This is a genomic window from Rhodococcus sp. DMU1 (assembly GCF_012272955.1).
In the GTDB taxonomy this organism is placed as follows: domain Bacteria; phylum Actinomycetota; class Actinomycetes; order Mycobacteriales; family Mycobacteriaceae; genus Rhodococcus; species Rhodococcus aetherivorans.
Map to the genome: position 1 here is coordinate 5,103,965 of NZ_CP050952.1, position 16,531 is coordinate 5,120,495.

At 73.5% G+C, this 16,531-nt stretch carries 12 protein-coding genes; 3 read left to right on the forward strand and 9 right to left on the reverse strand.

Annotated elements, in window-relative coordinates; translation table 11 throughout:
• Positions 1-173: 173 nt before the first annotated feature.
• Genes HFP48_RS23230 through HFP48_RS23240 form a run of 3 tightly spaced genes read right to left on the reverse strand, consistent with a single transcriptional unit; the run spans position 174 to position 2,588 of the window.
• Complete coding sequence (locus tag HFP48_RS23230) at positions 174-524, reverse strand: DUF6802 family protein (RefSeq protein WP_050035917.1); 351 nt, start codon at positions 522-524, stop codon at positions 174-176.
• Positions 525-534: 10 nt separating this feature from the next.
• Positions 535-1,974, reverse strand: coding sequence for a hypothetical protein (locus HFP48_RS23235; RefSeq protein WP_168580120.1), 1,440 nt, complete (start codon positions 1,972-1,974; stop codon positions 535-537).
• On the reverse strand, positions 1,971-2,588 hold the full coding sequence (locus tag HFP48_RS23240) for a hypothetical protein (protein WP_168580121.1): 618 nt from the start codon (positions 2,586-2,588) through the stop codon (positions 1,971-1,973). The genes HFP48_RS23235 and HFP48_RS23240 overlap by 4 nt, the downstream gene beginning before the upstream one ends.
• Positions 2,589-2,706: 118 nt before the next feature.
• Between HFP48_RS23240 and trmB the strand changes: the two genes are divergently transcribed.
• From trmB to HFP48_RS23255, 3 genes are read left to right on the forward strand one after another with little or no spacing between them, the layout of a single operon-like run.
• Positions 2,707-3,489 (forward strand): tRNA (guanosine(46)-N7)-methyltransferase TrmB, encoded by a 783-nt coding sequence (gene trmB, locus HFP48_RS23245; RefSeq protein WP_170914039.1) that lies wholly within the window; start codon positions 2,707-2,709, stop codon positions 3,487-3,489.
• Positions 3,486-4,178 (forward strand): NYN domain-containing protein, encoded by a 693-nt coding sequence (locus tag HFP48_RS23250; protein ID WP_006940232.1) that lies wholly within the window; start codon positions 3,486-3,488, stop codon positions 4,176-4,178. The genes trmB and HFP48_RS23250 overlap by 4 nt, the downstream gene beginning before the upstream one ends.
• 9 nt (positions 4,179-4,187) lie before the next feature.
• Positions 4,188-7,319, forward strand: a complete 3,132-nt coding sequence (locus tag HFP48_RS23255; protein WP_168580122.1) for an MMPL family transporter — start codon at positions 4,188-4,190, stop codon at positions 7,317-7,319.
• Positions 7,320-7,328: 9 nt separating this feature from the next.
• Here the strand turns inward: HFP48_RS23255 and HFP48_RS23260 are convergent, their stop codons facing one another.
• The 6 genes from HFP48_RS23260 to HFP48_RS23285 form a co-directional block, all read right to left on the reverse strand.
• Entirely contained in the window at positions 7,329-9,170 is a 1,842-nt protein-coding gene (locus HFP48_RS23260) for a DUF2339 domain-containing protein (RefSeq protein WP_065922074.1), read from the reverse strand.
• A gap of 107 nt (positions 9,171-9,277) precedes the next feature.
• A complete protein-coding gene (locus tag HFP48_RS23265) occupies positions 9,278-10,564 on the reverse strand; it encodes a VWA domain-containing protein (RefSeq protein WP_168580123.1) in 1,287 nt (428 codons plus the stop codon).
• Positions 10,565-10,681: 117 nt separating this feature from the next.
• Positions 10,682-11,326, reverse strand: coding sequence for a DUF1707 domain-containing protein (locus tag HFP48_RS23270; RefSeq protein ID WP_168580124.1), 645 nt, complete (start codon positions 11,324-11,326; stop codon positions 10,682-10,684).
• Between the two features lie 100 nt (positions 11,327-11,426).
• A complete protein-coding gene (locus HFP48_RS23275; RefSeq protein WP_168580125.1) occupies positions 11,427-12,836 on the reverse strand; it encodes an FAD-binding oxidoreductase in 1,410 nt (469 codons plus the stop codon).
• A 53-nt stretch (positions 12,837-12,889) separates the two neighbouring features.
• Complete coding sequence (locus tag HFP48_RS23280; protein WP_246872463.1) at positions 12,890-15,775, reverse strand: BTAD domain-containing putative transcriptional regulator; 2,886 nt, start codon at positions 15,773-15,775, stop codon at positions 12,890-12,892.
• Between the two features lie 120 nt (positions 15,776-15,895).
• Complete coding sequence (locus tag HFP48_RS23285) at positions 15,896-16,525, reverse strand: response regulator transcription factor (RefSeq protein ID WP_050036440.1); 630 nt, start codon at positions 16,523-16,525, stop codon at positions 15,896-15,898.
• Positions 16,526-16,531: the final 6 nt, after the last annotated feature.

Below are 16,531 nucleotides of genomic sequence, written 5' to 3' on the forward strand. Positions count from 1 at the left end.
ACCCGCTTCCTCCGTGGCCGAACGGACGAGGCGGGCGCCGGATGTCCTATTCATAGAGGTTAACGCCGGACTTCGGGGTGATGGCAATCGGGGCCGGTCGGAAATGTCACAGAAACGATTCAGAGGGCGAACACAGTACCCGCCTCGCACGCCCGGGGCACGGGCGATTTGCCTCACTTTCCTCGATCGAGGTGACCTTCGTCAATCCGGGTCCAGTGCTCCGCACCGTCGACGTCGCGCCGGAACTGCCACACCCCGAACCGCCCGTCGTCGCCGAGTTCGGTGACCCGGTCGAACCACCCGTCGGCGTCGGTGTCCGATGCGACGACGAGTGCGTCCGCGGTGGCGAACGTGACGGTGTCGAGCAGCCCGTCGCCGTCGACGTCCACGGCCGGCGGCAGCGCGCCCGGTCCGGCCGGGTCGAGCAGCGCGGGGGCCAGCCCCGGGCCGAACGCGGGACGTCCCGGGACGGGCACGTCGGGCTCCCACACCTGGTCGTCGGTGCCGGCGAATCCGTCCACCATCGCGCGCTCCTCACTGCCGTGTCACACCATCGGACGCTGTCGTCCCGTTGGACGCGCCCGGCCGGCCGGCGGTTCCCGCCCGGGTGAGCACGGCGAAATCGCGCTCGCACGCCGCCAGCTGCCCGGCACGGTCCTCGGCGCGACGTCTCAGCTCGTCGTCGAGGGCGGCGATGCGGTCGCGCGCCGTGGCGAGTCGGGCGGTGCGCGCGACGGCGAGCGCGGACCCGAGCCGGGCCTCCGCGTCGACGATGCGCTCGAGCGCGACGGCCTCGAGCTCGGCGCGCACCTCGACGAGTTCCTCGAGCGCCCACCTGCGCATCCGGTCCCGTTCGGCGAGCCGTCGCCGCACCCGCACCAGCCACCACGCCGCCGCCGCGCCGAGCAGCAGGCTCAGCGGTACCGTCGCCAGCTCGAGCGTGGGCACCAGGGACAGCGGGGACACCGCGACGCGTCCCAGCCCCGCCCCGGCCGACGCGCCGATCAGCACGGTGAGGCGGTCCTCCACGGGACGTCGCGGGGACGGCGGCGCGGACCGCGGGGGCACGGTGGCCGGGCCGGCCGGCTCCGGGTCACCCGGTCCGATCCGGGCCAGCCGCTCGGTGACGACCGTGCCGACCCGGGCGTGCAGGTCGCGGACCACGTCGTCGAGCAGGTGCGGCACGTGCGCCGGGTCCACCGTCTCGATCGCGTCGCGAAATTCGGCGGACGCCGCGCGCACGGCCGCCGCGACGGCCTGCGCGGTGTCGATGCGGGCCCGTTGCAGCTCGGCGCGGAGCCCTCCGTCGTCGGCGGGAGTGGTGGCCCGCAGGCTCCACCGCGCCCGTTCGGCGCGCAGGGCCCCCGTGTCGTCGCCGGCGCGCAGGGCAGCGATCGCCTGCACCACGAGGTGGCGGGTCTCGGCGACGACGGCGCTGCGCAGGGCCCGGCCCGCATGCGGACCCGGGACCAGCGCCGCCGTGAGCGCCTCGTGCAGGTCGACGATCCCGGATTCGAGCCGCAGCACCGCTCCCGCGTCGCCGCCGACAGCACGGGCGCGGGCGGCGAGCGACGTCCCTACGGGCAGCAATGTCACCGGACCGAGCCAGGGTGCGTGCCGTTGCAGCAGCGCGACGTCCCGCTCGTGCACCGCCCGCCAGTCCGGGTGCGCGTCGGTTCCGGTGAGCGCGCACACCACGCGGCCGCTGCCGCGCGCGGCGGACTCGAGGACGGCGAGTTCGGTCCGGCCGAGGTGGGCCGACGCCTCGAACACCATCAGCACGACGGTCGCGGGACCGTCATGGACGTAGTCGACGGCCGGGCCGAGCGCGGTGAGCTCGTCGACGAGCGCCGCGCGGCCGCAGCCGTCGACCCCGGCCACCCGGATCCGCGGCGGGTCCGACGTGGCGTGCAGCCGCGCCCATCCCTCCGGGTTCCAGCGGCGCACGACGTCGCCGACGTCGGGCGGGATCACCGCGACGATCCGGTGAGGTCGTCGAGGGCGGCCTCGATGACGTCGCGGGCCCGCGGGCCGGCACCGATGCCCGCCAGGTCGCGGGCGAGCACGGCGTCGCGACGGCGGCGCGCGGAACCGAGTCGTTCGACGACCGCCGCCGGCCCGGAGCCGGGCGTGAGGACCGGCCGTCGCACGTGCGCGGCCGCGCGGGCGAACGCGGCCTCGGCATCCTCGAGTCCCTCGGTCCGATCGAGCACGACGACGAGGCGTTCGTCGTCGCGTGTGACGAGCGCCGCCGGATCGGCGGGGCGGACGAGTGCCGCCAGATCGGCGGGGTGGGCCCGCGCCGCGAGCACGAGGAGGACGACATCCGCGTCGAGGACCGGTTCGGGCCGGTCCGGCGAGTCGAGCTCCACGGTGTCGACCAGTGCCGACGCCGCGACCGCCGCCTCGACGGCTGCGCGGAGCGCGGGACGGACGGCGCCGCCGCGACCGGCGATCTGCACTCGCAGTGGGGCGTCGTGCCGGTCGAGGGCGCGCTGCACCTGTCGGCCGGCCCGGGCGTCGAACCGGCCGATGTCCTCGACGATCTGCCGCCACCGCGCGTGCGCGGTCCCCGCATCCCCCACCATGACCACCCCCGTGTGTCGCCGCCGATTCTGGCAGAGGCTGCCGTCGACGGCAGCGGCCCGGGGGCACCCTGAGAAAACCCGGCACCCTGAGAAAACACTGTGGTCACTTCAGTCCCTCCTGCCACACACCCTCCCGATACGCGACAATGGTCGGGTGAACGACGCCGATCTGGACACGACCGAGACGCTGGAGCAGCGCCCGACCCGAGGAAACCGTCTGTACCCGCGGGTGACGAGTTTCCGCTCGCGGCGGGGCGCGCTGACGCTCCCGCAGCAGGAGTCGTGGGACCGCTGCTGGCCCGAGCTGGGCCGCGACGTCGGCGACGACCGGCTCGACGTCGACGCCTGGTTCGGCCGCTCGGCGCCGGTCGTCCTGGAGATCGGCTCCGGCACCGGAACGGCCGCGGTGACGATGGCCCGGACCGAACCGCACGTGAACCTCATCGCCGTCGAGGTCTACAAGCCCGGCATCGCGCAGACGCTGCAGCAGATCGAACGGACCTACGACACCGACACGCCGATCCGGAACCTGCGGATCCTGCGCGGCGACGCGGTCGAGGTACTCGAGCACATGGTGGCCCCCGAGTCGCTGACCGGGGTGCGGGTGTTCTTCCCGGACCCGTGGCCCAAGGCCCGCCACCACAAGCGCCGCCTGCTGCAGCCGCCGACGTTCGCCCTGATCGCGAGCCGGCTGCAGCCGGGCGGCGTGCTGCACGTCGCGACGGACCACGCCGAGTACGCCGAGGCCATCGCCGAGGCGGGCAACGCCGAGCCGTTGCTGACGACGCTCGACTGGGAGTCCCCCATCAGCCACGAGCGCCCCGTCACGAAGTTCGAGGACAAGGCGCAGCGGGTGGGCAGCAGCATCACGGAGCTGGTCTGGGGGAAGATCAGGGCATGAGCGTCCACGAAGAACTGTCCGACGTGTCCGCGGCCCCCACGACGGACGGCACCGAGCGGCACGAGCGGGTGCTGCTCGTGTGGGACGCGCCGAACCTGGACATGGGTCTCGGTGCCATCCTGGGCGGCCGGCCCACCGCCGCCTACCGGCCGCGGTTCGACGCGCTCGGACGGTGGCTGCTCGGCCGCACGTCCGAGCTCTCGCGCACCACGACGGCCACCCTCGACCCCGAGGCGACGGTGTTCACGAACATCGCGCCGGGCAGCGCCGACGTCGTGCGCCCGTGGGTCGAGGCGTTGCGCAACGTCGGCTTCGCGGTGTTCGCCAAGCCGAAGATCGACGAGGACAGCGACGTAGACTCCGACATGTTGCGGCACATCGCGCTGCGACGCAGTGAGGGTCTGGCGGGGGTGATGGTCGCCTCCGCCGACGGGCAGGCGTTCCGGGAACCGCTCGAGGAGATCGCCGCGACCGGCGTGGCGGTGCAGGTCCTCGGTTTCCGCGAGCACGCCAGCTGGGCGGTCACGTCCGAGGTGCTCGACTTCGTCGACCTCGAGGACATCCCGGGGGTGTTCCGTGAGCCGCTGCCACGCGTGAGCCTGGACTCGCTGCCCGACGAGGGCGCCTGGTTGCAGCCGTTCCGACCGCTGTCCGCCCTGCTCGTGGGCCGCAAGAGCGTGGCCGAATAGGAGAGTTTCGTGTTCGACCGCTGGGGAGAGCTCGTCCACCGTGCGCGCTTCACCGTCATCGCGGTGATGGTGGCCGGTCTGCTCGGGCTCGCCGGGTACGGCGCGAGCCTGAACGATCATCTCAGTCAGAGCGGCTGGGACGATCCCGGCTCGGAGTCCGTCGCTGCGGCGAAGCTGGCCGACGGCACCTTCGGCCGCGACACGAACGGCGACGTCCTGGCGTTGTACACGGCGCCGGAGGGCAGGACGGTCGACGATCCGGAGTTCGCGGCGAAGGTCAAGGACAGTCTCAACTCGCTGGTCGCGGACCATCCGGATCAGATCCTGAAGATCAACGGTGCGTACTGGCCGACGAACGGCGCCCCGGCGGTGCCGGCGCTGGCGGACCAGTCGCGGCAGCACGCCGTGGCGTCGGTCGCCATCGCGGGCGACAACGACACCGAGCTGACCAACAACTTCCGTGACGTGAAGGACGAGTTCCTCATCGACGGGGTCGACGTGCAGCTCGCCGGCCTGCAACCGATCTCCGGCGCCCTCAACGACACGATGGCGCAGGACATCAAGCGCATGGAGCTCCTCGCCATCCCGGCGGTCGGAATCCTGCTGTTCTTCGTCTTCGGCGGCGTGATCGCGGCCGCGATGCCGCTGATCACCGGCGGCCTGACGGTCGTCGCCGCGAACGGCATCGTGCGGCTCATCACGAACTTCACCGAGGTCAACTCGTTCGTCGCGCCCGTGGTCTCGCTGATCGGCCTGGGCCTGGCGATCGACTACGGCCTGTTCATGGTGTCCCGGTTCCGGGAGGAACTCGCCGAGGGCTACGCCGCGTCCGCCGCCGTGCGCCGCACGGTGATGACGGCCGGGCGCACCGTGGTGTTCTCCGCCACGATGGTCGTCACCAGCCTCGGCGGCCTGCTGCTGTTCCCGCAGGGCTTCCTCAAGTCCGTCGCGTACGGCGCGATCGCGACGGTGACGCTGGCGGCGATCACCTCGATCACGCTGCTGCCCGCCATGCTCGCCATCCTCGGCCGGAACATCGACAAGTGGGGCTGGTCCCGGTTCGGGCAGATCCAGTCCAACGAGCAGGTCGAGAACAGCATCTGGGGACGGATCACCCGGTGGGTGATGCGCAACCCGCTCAAGGTCACCATCCCCACGGTGATCGGCCTGCTGCTGCTCATCGTGCCGCTGACCGGCATCAAGTTCGGCGGCATCAACGAGACCTACCTGCCGCCCGACCATCCGACGCGGCTCGCCCAGGAACAGTTCGACGAACTGTTCCCCGGCCAGCGCGCGGAGCCGGTGCGCATCGTCGTCCGCGGCGCCGAGGGCGGCGACCTCAACGAGATCATCCAGACGGCCAGCGCGGCCCCCGGCCTGGTGGAGAAGTTCACCATCGAGGGTCCCGCCCGGGACGGCGTCCGCGTCGTCAAGGCCGGGCTCGAGGACCGCAACAACTCCGCCGAGACCATCGACTACCTGCATGCGGCGCAGTGGCCCGACGGCGTGGAGGTGCTCGTCGGCGGCACACCGGCGATCGAACAGGATTCGATCGCCGCGCTGATGAACACGCTGCCGCTGATGGTGACGGTGGTCGTCGTGCTCACGACCCTGCTGATGTTCCTGGCGTTCGGGTCGCTGGTGCTGCCGATCAAGGCGGCGCTGATGAGTGCGCTGGGCCTCGGCTCCACCCTCGGCATCCTGACGTGGATCTTCATCGACGGTCACGGGGCCGGGCCGCTGAACTTCACGCCCGGTCCCATCATGTCGCCGGTGCTCGTGCTGATCATCGCGATCATCTACGGCCTGTCCACCGACTACGAGGTCTTCCTGCTCTCCCGCATGGTCGAGGCCCGCTCGCAGGGGGCGAGCACCACCGAATCCATCCGGATCGGCACGGCGCACACCGGCCGCATCATCACGGCCGCGGCGCTGATCCTGATCGTCGTCACCGGCGCCTTCGGCTTCTCCGAACTGGTGATGATGAAGTACATCGCCTACGGCATGATCGCGGCCCTGATCATCGACGCCACGGTGATCCGCATGCTGCTCGTGCCGGCGACGATGAAACTGCTCGGCGACGACTGCTGGTGGGCACCGGCGTGGATGAAGCGGATCCAGGCCAGGATCGGGCTCGCGGAGCCGATCCTCGACAACGAGCTCATGCCGCAGGATGTGCCGGAGCTGATCACGGTCGGCATGTTCGGTCCGGCGACCGTCGCGGCCACCGGGTCGCACCGCCTGCCCACCGTCGCCGGCGTCGCCACGGACGATCCGATGACGCAGCCGCTGCCGAAGATCGCCGCACCCCGCTCGGCCGCCGAGCAGCGGCGCGTCCGCGACCTGCAGCCGCCACCGCGCCGGTCGGCCCCGCCACGCGCCCCGCGCCCGGCCGAGCCACCGGCACGGGCACCGGAGGACCGGGACCGGTCGCCCCGGCGTCGTCCGGCCGGGGCGACCCCGGCGGCTCCCGGGGCACGGCCGCAGCAGCCGGCGCCGGCAGCGCAGAATCCGTCGGGCCGGATCCCGGCGCCGAATCGGCCCGCTCCCCCGCAGGACCGTCCCCGCCCGCCGGCACCCGAGCCGCAGCAACCGCGCACCGAGCGGCCACCGGCCCCGCAACCGCAGGCGCAGGGTCCCCTGCCCCAGCGCCCCCGCCCGCAGCAGGCACCGTCGCAGCAGACACCGTCGCAGCAGGCGCCGTCCCAGCCCCCGAGAGAAGTGCCGGGCCAGGTCCCGCCCGTGCAGGACCAGCGGTCCTCCCCGCCCGCCACACCACCGCTGCCCCGCCGGCAGCGCGGCGACGTGCCGCCCCCGGTGACCCAGACGTACGTGCGGCCGCAGGTTCAGCCGCAGCCGCGCTCGTCCGGCGCGCCCACCCGGGACCCGCAGGCAATCGAGAACTGGCTCTCGCAGCTGCGACGGGCCAACCCGCGGACGGCGGATCAGCCGGTCGCGGGCGAGCGGCCGTCGACGACGCCTCCGGCGCAGGACAGCGCCCCCGCCGGCAGGGCCGACGACGCCCCGGCGAACCGGCCGGAGACCGACGCGCAGGATTCGCAGCGCGGCCGGCACGGCGGTGCCGAGAACAGCCAGTCGATCAGCGTGAGTGAACTCATCGCGCGGCAGCGCCGCCGCTGACCGAGCGGGTCAGTCCTCGCCGGGTCCCGGCTCCGCCGAGCCAGATCCGGTCTCCCGGCCGGAGCCGGTCTCCGGGGCGGCGGAGCGTCCGGCGAACGCCTTGGCGTACCGGGTACCGGCGGCGAGCAGCAGCAGGCCCACCACGATGAAGGCGACGACCCGCCACACTCCCTCGAGGGCAGCGAGGTCGAACAGGAAGAGCTTCGCCAGCGCGGCGCCGGTCAGCGACAGCCCCGCGGCCAGCGCGGCGTGCGCGTACTCGGTGCGGGCGAGGCCGAGCGCCAGCATCGCGGTCGCCGCGATCATCCAGCAGATGGTCGCCGCGGTGTGCCCGGCGACGAATCCGGCGTCCGCACCGCCCAGGAGGACGCCCGCGGTCACCAATGCCGTGGTCACCGCATACAGCACCACGAGTGCCGCACCGCTCCACATCCACGGGACACCGCGTTCGCGGACGAGCCGCAGTCGCGTCGCCGTCCACGCGAGCAGCAGCGTGACCGCGGCGAGCAGGACGGCCGTGACGAGCGTGGCCGCGTCGAGGCGGTCCACGGCCAGCTCCCGGTCGGTGAGGTTCTCGAGTTCGGCGCCGTCGTAGAACATCGCTCCTCCGAGCACCCAGAAGCCGAGGCCGGCGACGTACAGCAGGCGCGACCGCATCGACGCGGCCGCACCGGCATACCCGGCGGCGACCGCGAGCAGCACCGTGGCAGCCGCGTCGGGGCTCGCGCCCGCGAGGCACGCGTGCAGCAGCGCCAACGCCGCCACCGCGACGGACGCCACCCGCAGCGGACGCGACCGGGGCCCGACGAGGGCGAACAACACGAGGTACCCGGCGGCGGCCGTGCCCTCGAGCGCGACGGCGGGCCACCGGTCCAGCCGCAACCCGACGGCGAGCAGCGGCAGCGCCGCCACCGCCAGGCACACCGCGGCGACGACGTCGCCCGGCTCCCGGCGCAGCAGCAGCACCGCGGTGCCGGCGACGAAGGCGGCGACCGCCACCGAGAAGCCGACCAGCCAGGCGAGCTCGCCCCGCTCGGCAAGCTCGGCCCCGGCGATCGACACCAGCAGGACCGCGGCGATCGGCACGACCCGCGCGAGATGCAGCAGCGCCCAGTTGCGGTGCCACTGGGCCGGAAAGCTCGCGACGAGCAGCACCAGCAGGAAGCCGAGCAGCAGCAACGGATCACCGTCCGACAGGGTGGGCGCGAGCAGCGCGGCCCCGAGCACGAGCAGCACGGCCAGAATCCGGTCCGACCAGCGCACCGCGAGCGCGACCCCGGCGCCGGCGACGACGAGCGCGGCGGCCAGACCGACGACCGCCGGCACCCACCGGTAGTAGGCGGTCGCGGCGAAGACCACCAGGTAGCCGCCCGCGAAACCGGTCGCGGCCAGGGCGGCACCGCCGACGCGTCCGCCGTCGCGGCGGTGCACCCGGATCCCGGCGGCCACCAGCGCGGCCGACAGCACCGCACCGGAGACGACGCGGGGCACGGGACCGAAGACACCGGCCTGCGCGGCGAGCACGAGCAGCATCACCACGCCGATGAGGGTGACCGCCACCCCGGCGACGGCGAGCAGGCGGCTGATCACGCCGTCGCGCTGCCACCACGGTTCCCGCGCCGGCGGCCGCGGCGGGGCCACGGACGGGACCGGCCGCGGTGGTGGCGCCGGGGCCCGCGACATGGGTGGCACGGGCGCCGGGGCCGGCGCGACGGCGAGGCGGTCGAGCTGGGCCCGCAGATGTGCGACGTGCGCGCCGACGGCGTACAGGTGCTGTTCGAGCGCGTAGCACTCGCCGGACAGCTGGGCGACGAGCCGCGGATCGAGGCCGGGCGGGGTCGGCGTACTCATCCCTACATGGTCCGCGGAGCGGCGCCCGCGGGCATGAGTATCACTACCGGAAATGCGGGCATGCGCACCGCCCTCAGCGTGGTGTTGGCGCGGATCCCCGTCGCAGTTCAGCCCACGATGCGCGCGGCGCGCGCCGCGCGCAGCCAGTCGGGAAACTCACCCAGCAGGCGCCGATAGAGTTCGGCATCGCTGACCTGGGAGATGTCGTCGACGCTGAAGAACCCGGCGTTGTCGACCACCCGCCCTCTCATGGTGTCGAGTTTTTCGAGCACGCCGTAGTTCGCCTTGCCGAGGCCGACGAACTGCCAGAAGGCGGGCAGACCGGATGCCTTCTTCATCAACGCGGTGATCGGGCCCTTCTTGTGGAAGCCGCCGTCGGTGAAGAACAGCACCAGCGTCGGCATCGACGCCCCCGCGGTGAGGGTGGAGATGATCTCCCCCATCACCGGCAGCTCGTCGTTGTAGCCACCGATCTGTTCGTAGTCGATGCCCCCGTGCACCCCACCGAGATGCAGATACGTCGCGCACCAGGACTCGACATCGTGGACGGCGATGTCCGGCAGCCGGGCGAACGAGACCGCATACAGGTACGGCTCGAGGGTGCCGTCGTCGTCGACCTGCACCGCGATCGGCACCATCCTCTCGACGACCTGATGGATGCGTGCGCTGGTGTACTCGCGGTGCATGCTGCCGGTCTTGTCGATCACCAGGACGACCCGGGCCCGCACCCCGGCCGCGCCCTTGTCCAGCAGCACCTTGGCGACTTCCCGCTTGCGCAGGTCCAGCCTCTGCCGCTTCTCCAACGAGAGTTTCGCTTCGCCGGCGACGGTGCGGACACCAGCGCTGTCCACGACCGCAGGCGGCGGGGCCACCGCGGCAGGTTCGGCACTGGCGGGTTGATCGTCGACCTGCACCCCATGGTGGACCACCAGCGCCGACAGGCCCGTGTCCCACCCGGCGGAGACGTTGCGAAGCTTCCACGCGCCGTTGCGGCGATAGATCTCGAGCAGGACCGCCGCCCGCTCGGTGCTCAACCCCAACGCGGGCGCCGTCGTCTCGCCCGCCGTGTGGGCAATCTGCACGCCCAGACCGGGGACGGCGGACAAGCTGCCCGGCACACTGTCGTCGAGGGCGACCGCGACCGACAGCCGCTCGATCCCCGCGGGTATCGCGGCCAGATCGACACCGATCCGGTCGGCCGCGACCAACCGGACCGCGCCCTCCGGGGAGGCCGGCTGGTTGAAGAACACGAAATCGGCGTCGCTACGGACACGCTGGTCGGCGCCGAGTTGGAACACCATCAGATCGACCGTGCCCTGCCGGGCACCTGCCACCGCGACCGTCACCGGCCCCGAGGGGATGGTGGTGTTCTCGCCACGCGCAAGCTCTGCCATAAGCGTTCCGGCCCGGGGCGGGCCGCTTCCTTTCGTCGCACCAACACGCATTGGGACCGACACGGGTGCGCCTCCACCGGCCGACAGGCCCGACGCTCCTCGAGGACCGCCGGCCGGCTAGCCCAGCAGCTTGCGCAGCGTCGTGCCCAGCGGGTGCTTGACGTTGACGGAACCGAGGCGGACGGTGCCGCCGACGATCAGATGCAGCGGGCCGAACGGGGGCCCGTTGCGCACCTTCGACTCGGCGCTCGCGGCGACGGTGTCGAGGCCGTTGATGTCGGCCGTGGCTTCGGCGGGAACGACCAGGGTGATGGAGCTGAGGTAGTCCTCGACCTGGATCCGCACCACCTGGGTGCGCATGACGGCCTCGGTGAAGTCGAGGGTCACCGAGGACATCAGGGTGTCGAGCCGCAGCACCGGTGGCACTTCCCACCGCCCCTTGCGGCTGAGGTTGGACAACCGGCCGCGGATGGTGGGTGTCTGCAGATGCGAGGGCGGGGCGGGGGGCACCGGCCCGGCCATCGGCGGCGCCGGGGCGGGGGTGGGCTGCATCGGATGTGGCAGGTACTCGGGCCGCACCTGCATTCCGGGCAGGTCGACGAGCACGGCGTTCAGTTCTCCGCGGGTTCTGGCGGCCAGCGCCGTGTCCATCCGCTCGGTGAACTCCCCCAGCGACAGCATCCCCTGCCCGACCGCGCGCTGCAGCAGCGTCCCGACGTGTTCGCGCTCGGCGTCCGAGACACGCAGATCCCTCGACTCCATGATCATCAGGGTAGGCGCTGGCGCGCCGGGATCATCAGGGTAGGCGCTGGCGCGCCGGCCCGACGGTCGTGGAGCCGAGGGACGGACGGATGCGGTCGGCTCAGATCGCCGTTGCCGCCCATCGCGCGGCGGGCGCGAAGACGCCGCTGGGATCGTATGCCGCGCGGATCTCGGCGAGCCGGGTCCGCTGGGCGGGGGTCCACGCGTTCGCCACCCGGGCAGCCGGGGGCCCGTCCACGCCGCCCGCGAAGTTCATCAGCGCACCGCCGGTGGCCCACGGCGCCATCGCCCCGACGACGGTCTCGAGCGCTCCGGGCACCGCGTCGGCGATGGGCGGCACCAGCACCCCGACGGTGAACAGGGTGAACGCGGCGTCGCGGCCCGCGACGGCGTTGGGGGTCTCGGGCGGCACACCGAGCGCGCCGCCCATGGCCCGGACCTCGGCGAGCGCGATCGGCAGCGCGCCGGCGGGACCCGCGACGGCGAGCAGGGCGTCGAGGGCGGCGTCCGGCAGCTCCCGCAGCAGCGCCGAGCGCTCCATGCCTGGCATCGGGTCGGTGGGGTCGGCGTGGATCGAACCAAGGGCGGGGTAGACGATCTCGGTCACGGTGTCGAGGACCGGGGTGGCCACCGCGCGCAGCGGGGCGAGCAGGGCGCCGGCGTCCTCGGCGTCGTCGACGTGCGCGAACCGCACGTGCACGGCGGTGCGGCCGCGCAGCGGCTCGGGCAGTTCCGGGAGCGGCGGGAAGTTGACGACGGCCAGCGAGCTGGACACCGAGGTCGGCGCCGCGGAGATCCAGTCCCGCCAGCGGCGCAGCACGGCCGGGGCGTCGGCGATGTCGTAGAAGAGGCCGCCGCCGTCCAGGGTCTGGATGGGCAGGAGTTCGAACGTCATCTGGGTGACGATCCCGAATGCCGCGCCGCCGCCGAGCAGGGCCCAGAACAGGTCGGGTTCGTCGTCGGGGGTGACCCGCCGCAGCTGCCCGTCGGCGGTGACGACCTCCATCCGCAGGACCCGGTCGGCGGCAAACCCGTGGGTGCGGGCGATCGGGCCGAGCCCGCCGCCGAGCGTGTACCCGACCACCCCGACGCCCGGTGCCGAGCCGGCCAGCGGCGCCAGCCCGTGCGGGGCCGCGGCGTCGAGCACCTGCTGCCAGCGGACCCCGGCCTCGACGGTGGCGGTGCGCTCGGCGCGGTTGATGCTCACCCCGTCGAGGAGGGCGGTGTCGACCAGGATGCTGTTCTCCGGCGCGGGGGCGGCGCCGTGGCCGGTGGCCTGCACCGCGACGGTCAGCCCGTTCTCGGCCGCGATCCGGACCGCCGCGGCGACGTCGGCGGCACTCGAGGCGACCACGACGGCGGCGCTGCGGTGGACGGTGGCGAGGTTGAAGCCGGTGGCGGACAGCCGATAGCCCTCGTCCTCGGGGGCGTGTACGACACCGGCGACGGCGGTCCGAAGCAGGTCGACGACGGACGTGGGGGCCAGGGTCTGGGGCGTCGGGTGGGACATGGTGCTCCTCGGAAGGATCGGATCTCGGTCCCTTCCAGGACAACCGCCACCGCTTAGCTGCCGCTTAGCTCCGGCTGCGCACCGACGTGCCCCGTCCGGCACAGCCGGGCCAGCAGCGCGCTCACCTCGTCCCGGTCCAGGCCGGCGCCGAGGCTCGCGCACCGCTCGAACTCGGCGTCACCGAGCGCGTCGCGGACGACCGCCGCCTCGCGCGGCCCGTCGACCGGATCCATCACCTCGGGCAGGAAGCCGATGCGGCCGCCGAGCGCCCGGACCGCCCCGAGGAGCATCGCGCCGACGTCGGGAGTACCGAGCCGGGCCACCAGGGCCGCGGCGCTGTGGACGAGCACCAGCCACGACGTCACATCCCGCTCGGCCTCGAGGACCGGCTGCATCACCCGGACCGCGTCGAGCGCCGCGTCCGTGTCCCCGACGTCCATCGCCGTGCGCATGAGTGTCCACGACGCCGAGCCGACCGCCCAGCCGTGGCCGCAACGTTCGGCTGTCGCGACCGCCTCGCGCAACACCTGCTGCCCCCGTTGCGGATCGCCGAGGAAGCGCAGGATCATGCCCTCGATGAGCAGGGCGTCGGCGCGCTGCCACACGGCGCCTTCCCGACGCAGGACGTCCGCACTCTCGTGCGCTGCGTGCAGGAACTCGTCGGACGGGCCCGTGATCGCGGAGCAGTACGCCCACCAGGACCGCATCCACGCCTCGGTGACGACGTCGCCGCCCCTCCCCGCGGCGTCGGCGGACCGTCCCAGCACGGCCGCCGCGCCGGCCGCGTCCCCGGCCAGGTAGGTGAGTCCGCCCAGGCCGGTCAGCGCCGACGACAGGGTTGCCGCTGCGACGGCGGTACCGGTCCGCTCGACCGCGTCCAGGGCTGCCGATATCAGCTCCAGACCTTCCCGGATGTGCCCCCGCCGATACCAGAACCAATAGAGGGCCCCGGCGAGTTCGAGCGCGTAGACGGGATCACCGGCGGCCAGCGCGGAGGCCGCAGCGGCACGGTGCTCGGCGATGTCCGCCGTCAGGGCGTCGAAGGTCTGCCGTGCCCGGGAGCCGCGCAGGTGCGGCACCGCCGCGAGGGCCCGCCGCAGCACGAACCGGCGGTGCACGTCGGCCATCCGGTCCCGTTCGGCCGCGTCCGCGCGGGCCAGGGCGAACTCGCGGATGGTCTGCAGCATCGAGTACCGCCGCGGCGACGACGACGGCTCCACCCGCAGCAGCGACCGCCGCACGAGGGCCGTCAGCGGCGGCAGGACGCTCAGCGGCGGCGTGCTGCCGTGCACGGCGGCGGCACCCTCGATGTCGAAGCTGCCCGCGAACACCGCGACCTCGCGCAGCAGCCGCGCCTGCTCGTCGTCGAGGAGCCGGTAGCTCCACTCGATCGCGTCGGCCAGCCCCCGCTGCCGCGGCGGAGCGGTGCGGGAGCCGCCCTGCAGCAGCGCGAACCGGTCGCTCAGCCCCTCGGCGATCTGCTGCTCGGACAGCACCCGCAGCTGCGCCGCCGCGAGCTCGATCCCGAGCGGGATCCCGTCGAGCTCGGTGCAGATGCGACGCACCGGTTCGGTCACCTCGTCGTGGATCGTCCAGCCCGGCACCACCCCGGCGGCCCGGACGCCGAACAACTCGACGGCGGCGCACTCGTCCAACGGCGGCACCTCGTAGACCCACTCCCCGTCGAGGCCGAGCGGCTCCCGGCTCGTCGCCAGGATGCGCACGCCGGGGCAGCGCTCGAGCAGCGCCGTCACCAGCTCCGCCGAACCGTCGAGCAGATGCTCACAGTTGTCCAGCACGAGGACGCACTCACGTGGGGCGAGCACCGTGGCCAGGTGGTCGACGGTCCCGGGGCCCAGGATCTGCAGGGCCGACGCCACCGTCGCGGCCACCAGCGCATCGGCCCGCACGGCCGCCAGGTCCACGAACCACGGCCCGTCGGCGGGACGTTCACCGCCGTTGCGGCACACCTCCACCGCCAGCCGCGTCTTGCCGACCCCGCCCGGCCCCACGAGCGTGACCAACCGTTCCCCGGCCAGCGCCGCGCCGACGTCCGCGAGCTCACGGGCCCGATCGACGAGGGCGGTGCGGGGCGACGGCACGTTGGAGGTCGCGCTCGGGGTGCCCAGCGCGGCGGCGGGCCCCGGCGAGACCCCGGCGGTCCCGAGCAGCCGGACGTCGTCCTGCCGCAGCACCGCCGTCTCGAGTTCGCGCAGCCCGGTGCCCGGCTCGATGCCGAGTTCGCCGTCGAGCACGGTGCGCACGCGGCGCAGCGCCGCCAGGGCGTCGGCCTGCCGGCCCGCCCGGTACAGGGCGACGACCAGCAGTTCCCAGGCCCGTTCGTCGAGCGGATGCGCGGCGACGAGCCGCTCGGCGGCCTCGACGACGTCGTCGGAGCCGCCCTGGTCCAGCCGGATCTGCAGCAGGGCCTTGCGGGTGCGCAACTCGATCGCCGTCAGCCGCGCGACCTCGGGGCGCACGAACTCGGCGTCGGCGACGTCGGCGTAGGGCGACCCCCGCCAGCACGACAACGCGGTCGCGTAGGCCTCGGCCGCGGCCTGAGCGGCACCCTGCTCGCGCAGCCGGTCGCCGCGCGCGACGAGGTCGGCGAACCGCACGGCGTCGATCTGCTCCGCGGCAACGGCGAGCCGGTACCGCGAGCCCTCCCGGACGATCACCCCCTCGTCCCCGCGCGGTCGCTGCGGGCTGAGCCGGTCGCGCAGCTTGGAGACGGCGAAGTGCAGCGAGCTCGTCTTCGGGTCGTCGACGTCGTGCCAGACCTGTTCGAGCAGCCGCTCCCCCGAGACGTCGCCCGGGAACGCGACGACGAGGGCGGCGAGCAGGGCACGCTGCCGGATGCCGCCGAGGTCGATCGGTCGTCCGTCGACGGTGGCGGCGAAGCCTCCCAGCACGCCGAGCGCCACGCCAGGGGAACTCATCCCGCCCGCCTTTCGATCGCCCCGCCTTTCGATCGCTCCGCCTTTCGATCGAGCACGCCACCGCCGCACCGGAACTGCGGGAGCGGTCGAATTCTAGAGGACCGGTGCGGGTCCGGTGCGCTAGTCCAGCCCCTGCTCGATCGCGTAGCGGGTGAGCTCCACGCGGTTGGCGAGCTGCAGCTTGCGCAGGGTCGCCTGCACGTGGTTCTCCACCGTGCGGTGACTGAGCGTGAGCCGCGCGGCGATCTGCTTGGCCGACAGTCCCTTGGCGACGAGTCGCAGCACCTCGGTCTCGCGCTCGGTGAGGGTGGGCGGGGCGGGCGCGCGCCGGTCGGCGGCCGACGACATGCGGCGGTACTCCCCGAGGACCAGCCCGGCGAGTCCGGGCGTGAACACCGCCTGCCCGGCGGCGGTCGCCCGCACGGCCTCGACCAGCTCCGCGGCCGACGCGCTCTTGACCAGATATCCGGACGCGCCGGCCTTCACCGCACCGAGGACGTCGTCGCGTTCGGAGGAAGCGGACAGCACCAGCACGCGGCTGGCCGGGGAGACCCGGAGCACGGCGACGGTGGCCTCGGTGCCGGTGCCGTCGGGCAGCGACATGTCCATCAGCACGACGGTCGGCTGCACCGCCGCGGCCCGGCGCGCGGCCGCACCGACCCCGTCGGCGGTGGCGACGACGCGGAAGCCGGCCGCGTCGAGGTCCCGCGAGACGCCGTCGCGCCACATCGGATGGTCGTCGACGATCATCACCGT

What these genes read in the sequence shown, in the direction of transcription:
- HFP48_RS23230 (WP_050035917.1), bottom strand. Translation starts at nt 524, where the DNA reads ATGGTGGACGGATTCGCCGGCACCGACGACCAGGTGTGGGAGCCCGAC.
- HFP48_RS23240 (WP_168580121.1), bottom strand. Translation starts at nt 2,588, where the DNA reads ATGGTGGGGGATGCGGGGACCGCGCACGCGCGGTGGCGGCAGATCGTC.
- HFP48_RS23250 (WP_006940232.1), top strand. Translation starts at nt 3,486, where the DNA reads ATGAGCGTCCACGAAGAACTGTCCGACGTGTCCGCGGCCCCCACGACG.
- HFP48_RS23260 (WP_065922074.1), bottom strand. Translation starts at nt 9,170, where the DNA reads ATGAGTACGCCGACCCCGCCCGGCCTCGATCCGCGGCTCGTCGCCCAG.
- HFP48_RS23265 (WP_168580123.1), bottom strand. Translation starts at nt 10,564, where the DNA reads ATGGCAGAGCTTGCGCGTGGCGAGAACACCACCATCCCCTCGGGGCCG.
- HFP48_RS23270 (WP_168580124.1), bottom strand. Translation starts at nt 11,326, where the DNA reads ATGGAGTCGAGGGATCTGCGTGTCTCGGACGCCGAGCGCGAACACGTC.
- HFP48_RS23275 (WP_168580125.1), bottom strand. Translation starts at nt 12,836, where the DNA reads ATGTCCCACCCGACGCCCCAGACCCTGGCCCCCACGTCCGTCGTCGAC.
- HFP48_RS23280 (WP_246872463.1), bottom strand. Translation starts at nt 15,775, where the DNA reads ATGAGTTCCCCTGGCGTGGCGCTCGGCGTGCTGGGAGGCTTCGCCGCC.
- HFP48_RS23285 (WP_050036440.1), bottom strand. Translation starts at nt 16,525, where the DNA reads ATGATCGTCGACGACCATCCGATGTGGCGCGACGGCGTCTCGCGGGAC.